This window comes from Stieleria sp., assembly GCF_041595215.1.
GTDB lineage: Bacteria > Planctomycetota > Planctomycetia > Pirellulales > Pirellulaceae > Stieleria > Stieleria magnilauensis.
Genome location: NZ_JBFHKV010000852.1, coordinates 1 through 3,862, shown reverse-complemented (window position 1 = coordinate 3,862; position 3,862 = coordinate 1). Strand labels below are relative to the sequence as shown.

The window sequence follows — 3,862 nt, the reverse complement described above, 5'->3', positions numbered from 1 at the left end:
CGAGCAACTCTGACGCCAATCTCAGTGATTCCGCGTCATACTTTTTTTCCTCGATCCACGACAGTAGAAACCGGATCGCTTGCGCCTCATTCATCGGCACCTGAACGGCAGCGGCGACGTCTGGCTTTTTTCGCCAATTGTCGACCATCTCACGAAACGCCGCCCGCTCGTCCTCGTTCAAGTCAACCAGTTCGTGACCGGCACCGCGAAAATAATCACGCAGCGCCAGTTCCGGCAGCGAACTCGTGTCGGGCATCGTGTCGGGACCAAGCTCGAACTGCGCCAAATCACTTTCGCAGCCTGAACGGATCGTGGCAAACCGGTCCCGGTATCCTTTGCCGGACAGCAGCAAGGCATCCAGGCGGGCCAGTTTCTTTTCCAGAGTCGCCCAGCCCAAGGGGTTGAACGCCAACGGCGGGTGCGTCATGCGGGTCAATCGGTTGTGACGTTGCCACAGCTTGTCGACTTCGGCGAACTCGCTGCGGAGTTGAGCGTGGTCGACGATCGGCAGTGACGGAGCGGGTTGCGGTCCCGGCTGGCTGATGAAATTCCAATCCACCGCCTGTTGACCGACGATCATCGGAGTCTGCGTGGCATCCCAAGTCGCCTTGGCGTCTTCATTGACCTGGCGTTTGAGGTACTCCGCGATCTCGCCCACCGTGACCATCTGGTCTTGATCCAGGTCGCCTTTTCCGGTCAGCGCTTCGACAAGGGCTTTGGTAAACAGCCCGTGGCCGTTGCGTGGATCCCACCAACTGCGTTGCCCGGGGCTGGCCGACAGCACGACGGCGATCCGGTCCGACGTGTTGCTGGTCACTCGCTGACAGGCTTCGGAAAACGATTCGGAAAATTGGCCCCAATCCCATTGCGGACCGACCCGCGCCGCATCGATAAAGATCACCGTCTTGACGTCTTTGGAAGCGTTGCCACGCTCATCCAAGGTGCGGACGATTTCGTCGAACAAGTCCTGAAAGCGGATCCAAGTGTCTTCGCTATCGGCGCGACTATCGCCGACGGCCAGATACGGCGTTCCCTTGTCGACGAACCCGTGGGCGCTCAGATAGATCGCGATCATGTCCCCGCCCGGGCCGCCCGGCTGAACGTTGGCCAACGGTTTGGTGATCGCGGTGATCAACCGGTTCGTTTCGTGGCCCATCACGCCCGACGCATCGTTCGGATTGCCGACCACGACGACGTTTTCAGACGGATCGCTGACGCCGCCGCCGAACCAGGCCCACAACAATTCGACGTCTTCGAGCGCGAAGGGGTTCGGTGCGGTGAACAAGGCGGAATTGTTCGCCCGCGCGCCCGATTGCGAGACCACCGAAACGATCATCGGGACATCGCGGTCGGGCGAACGGCGCAACATATAAACCAGCAACGCCAACAACAGCACGCCCAAGGTGGACAACATGCTGACGCGAAACAACAGTTTGCGGCTTTCACGCCCGCGATGACCGAATTCCGTCGTCGTTGCGGCGACCACGCGTTTGTTCGATTTGCGCCATCCGGCTCGTTGATTGGCTTTTGCCATCGTGCTGTCGTTAGGATTTCGATGCGTGCCGTCAGAGACTTGCCGCTGGAAAGCACGTCATCAGGGATTTCGTTGTCGATCTGCTTTAGATTCTAGGGCACCGCTTGGTGTGAATCGATTACCCGTCTTCGTAACCCCGCAAGAATGCCGAAAAGCGTTCGGCACCTTCGGCCATCAATAACCAGGTCCCCGGCGGCATCACTGTTACGAATCGCTCTCGGACCGCGACCGCTTGCCCGGGCCAACAATAGACGAACACGACGTCGGTCGGCACCACGACGTCGTGATAGCTGGCGTTGATCGTTTCGGCCGACAAATCAAACTTTCGGTACAGTTCAACCGATCGCTGTGCCAACTCGGGGTTGATTTCGATGCCCGTCGCCTGGAAACCCAACATCGCTGCGATGCCGGTGCCAATCCCCGGCCCACTTCCCCACTCGCAATAACGCTTTCCCGGGATGACGCGCAAGTAGGCGTGCAGCAATTCGGCGCTGCTGGGGATGTAGTCAAAGCAATCCACGGACTTGCCGGCCCGACGCCCCGCTTCGATCCATTGAGCCACACGCTGGGTGACGGGACCGGGGGCGGGATCAAGTTCGATGGGCTGAAGACACACGGGCTGAAGACACATGGGCAGACAGGGTTGGAAAACGGATCGCAGAAATCGAGGTTTACCAGGGGTATTCGTCGCGTCGCCGCCAAAGTTTCGTGATTCCTTGTCGACACGAGCCTGTTTCGTTACTTTCTGGCTACCGGTGGTGCACCTTCAACAGCCTACCATGCCAGACCACGCGACCAGCGGGCGAAGCGATTCATAGACCGACCGACAGTTTCGATTCTCAACCGCCGGCCGAGTCACAGCGGCGAGCCGAGCAGCGCGTCGCGATTTGGGCGGCGGCTTGGTTCTTTTTCGTGTTGCTCAGCTACAGTGTCGTTCGTCCGGTGCGCGAGACGATGGGGGCGATCGGCGGCACCAAGCAACTGCAAGGGCTGATGCTGGTGACGTTTGCCGCCATGCTGATTGCGGTTCCGATCTATGCGTCGCTCGTCAATCGACTGCCGCGACGCTGGTTGGTCCGCGTCGTGTTTCATTTTTTCAGCGTGTCGTTGCTGGCCTTCAGTGCCTCGCTCAGCTTCGGAGACGAATGGGTTCGCGTGTGGGCCGCCCGAACGTTCTTCATTTGGGTTAACGTCTTCGGCTTGTTTGCGACCAGCGTGTTTTGGTCCGTTTTGGCAGACCTGTTTAGCAGCGAGCAAGGGAAACGGCTGTTCGGTCGCATCGCCGCCGGCGGGACCGTGGGTGCGGTAACAGGATCGTTGTTGACCAGCCAGGTTGCGACCGAGTTCTCCACCGCCGGCTTGCTGCTGATCCCGATGGTCACGCTCCAGGCGGGTCTGTGGTGTGCTTGGCGGCTGGAGAAGCGTGTCGCGATCGATCCACATTTCGCGCCGAAACGCACGCAGCGTGATCCCGACCAAACGCCGACGGTCGGCGGGCTCTGGGAGGGCGTGACCCATGTCCTTCAATCCTCCTATCTGGCCTCGATCTGCGTTTTCCTGTTCTTTGTTCAAGCGGCCGGGACACAGCTGTATTTTCAGCAGGCAGAAATTGTCGGTGCGAGCGTTCCGGACGATCAATCCAAGACACAGTTGTTCGCCTACATCGACTTTGCGACGCAGGTGTTGACGCTGACGGCGCAGCTGGTGTTGTCCGGTTGGATGCTAAGGCGACTGGGGGTCGGAGTCTCGCTGATGGTGCTGCCCCTGATCTATTTGATTTCGTTTTCCGTTCTGTCGTTCGACGGCAGCCTGGTCGTCGTTGCAACGGCCATGGTCGTCACGCGGGCGGCCGGTTATGGAATCACCGTGCCGGCACGCGAGGTGCTGTTTACCGTCGTCAGCCGCAAAGACAAATACAAATCGAAGAGCTTCATCGACACGGTGGTGCTGCGCGGCGGTGACGCGATCTCTAGCCAAGTGCTGGGGTCACTGCGCAACCTCGCCGGCTTCGGATTCGCGACGCTGAATCTGTGGACCCTGCCGATCATGGCGGTCTGGACCTACGCCGCCTTCCGCCTCGGCCGCCGCCAAAAGCAACTCGCCGCCCGCCAAGACGAAAACGTGTCCGACACCTATTTGGCAAACTAGGGCGTTGCGGGGCGCCCCATTTTGCCAAAAAGGTGTCGGACACCTTGTTGACGCCCGGACACCTTGTTGACGCTGCTTTTTCGCGTGGGGTGGAAGGTAGTTCTCCCCCTCGTGACTCCTCCCGGGAAGTTTCCTAAACTGAGGCCGGTCAAATCCCGTTTATTTGACGCGGTGAAGCAT

At 59.7% G+C, this 3,862-nt stretch carries 3 protein-coding genes; 1 reads left to right on the top strand and 2 read right to left on the bottom strand.

Annotation, left to right across the window (positions count from 1 at the left end):
- Together ABX749_RS25190 and ABX749_RS25185 are read right to left on the bottom strand one after the other, a co-directional pair.
- On the bottom strand, positions 1-1,534 hold a 1,534-nt coding region (locus tag ABX749_RS25190; RefSeq protein WP_372898430.1), incomplete at its 3' end, for a caspase domain-containing protein.
- Between the two features lie 118 nt (positions 1,535-1,652).
- Positions 1,653-2,165 (bottom strand): hypothetical protein, encoded by a 513-nt coding sequence (locus tag ABX749_RS25185; protein WP_372898429.1) that lies wholly within the window; start codon positions 2,163-2,165, stop codon positions 1,653-1,655.
- A gap of 77 nt (positions 2,166-2,242) precedes the next feature.
- Here ABX749_RS25185 and ABX749_RS25180 point away from each other — a divergent pair, with 77 nt between their 5' ends.
- Positions 2,243-3,682 (top strand): NTP/NDP exchange transporter, encoded by a 1,440-nt coding sequence (locus tag ABX749_RS25180; protein WP_372898428.1) that lies wholly within the window; start codon positions 2,243-2,245, stop codon positions 3,680-3,682.
- Positions 3,683-3,862 lie beyond the last annotated feature (180 nt).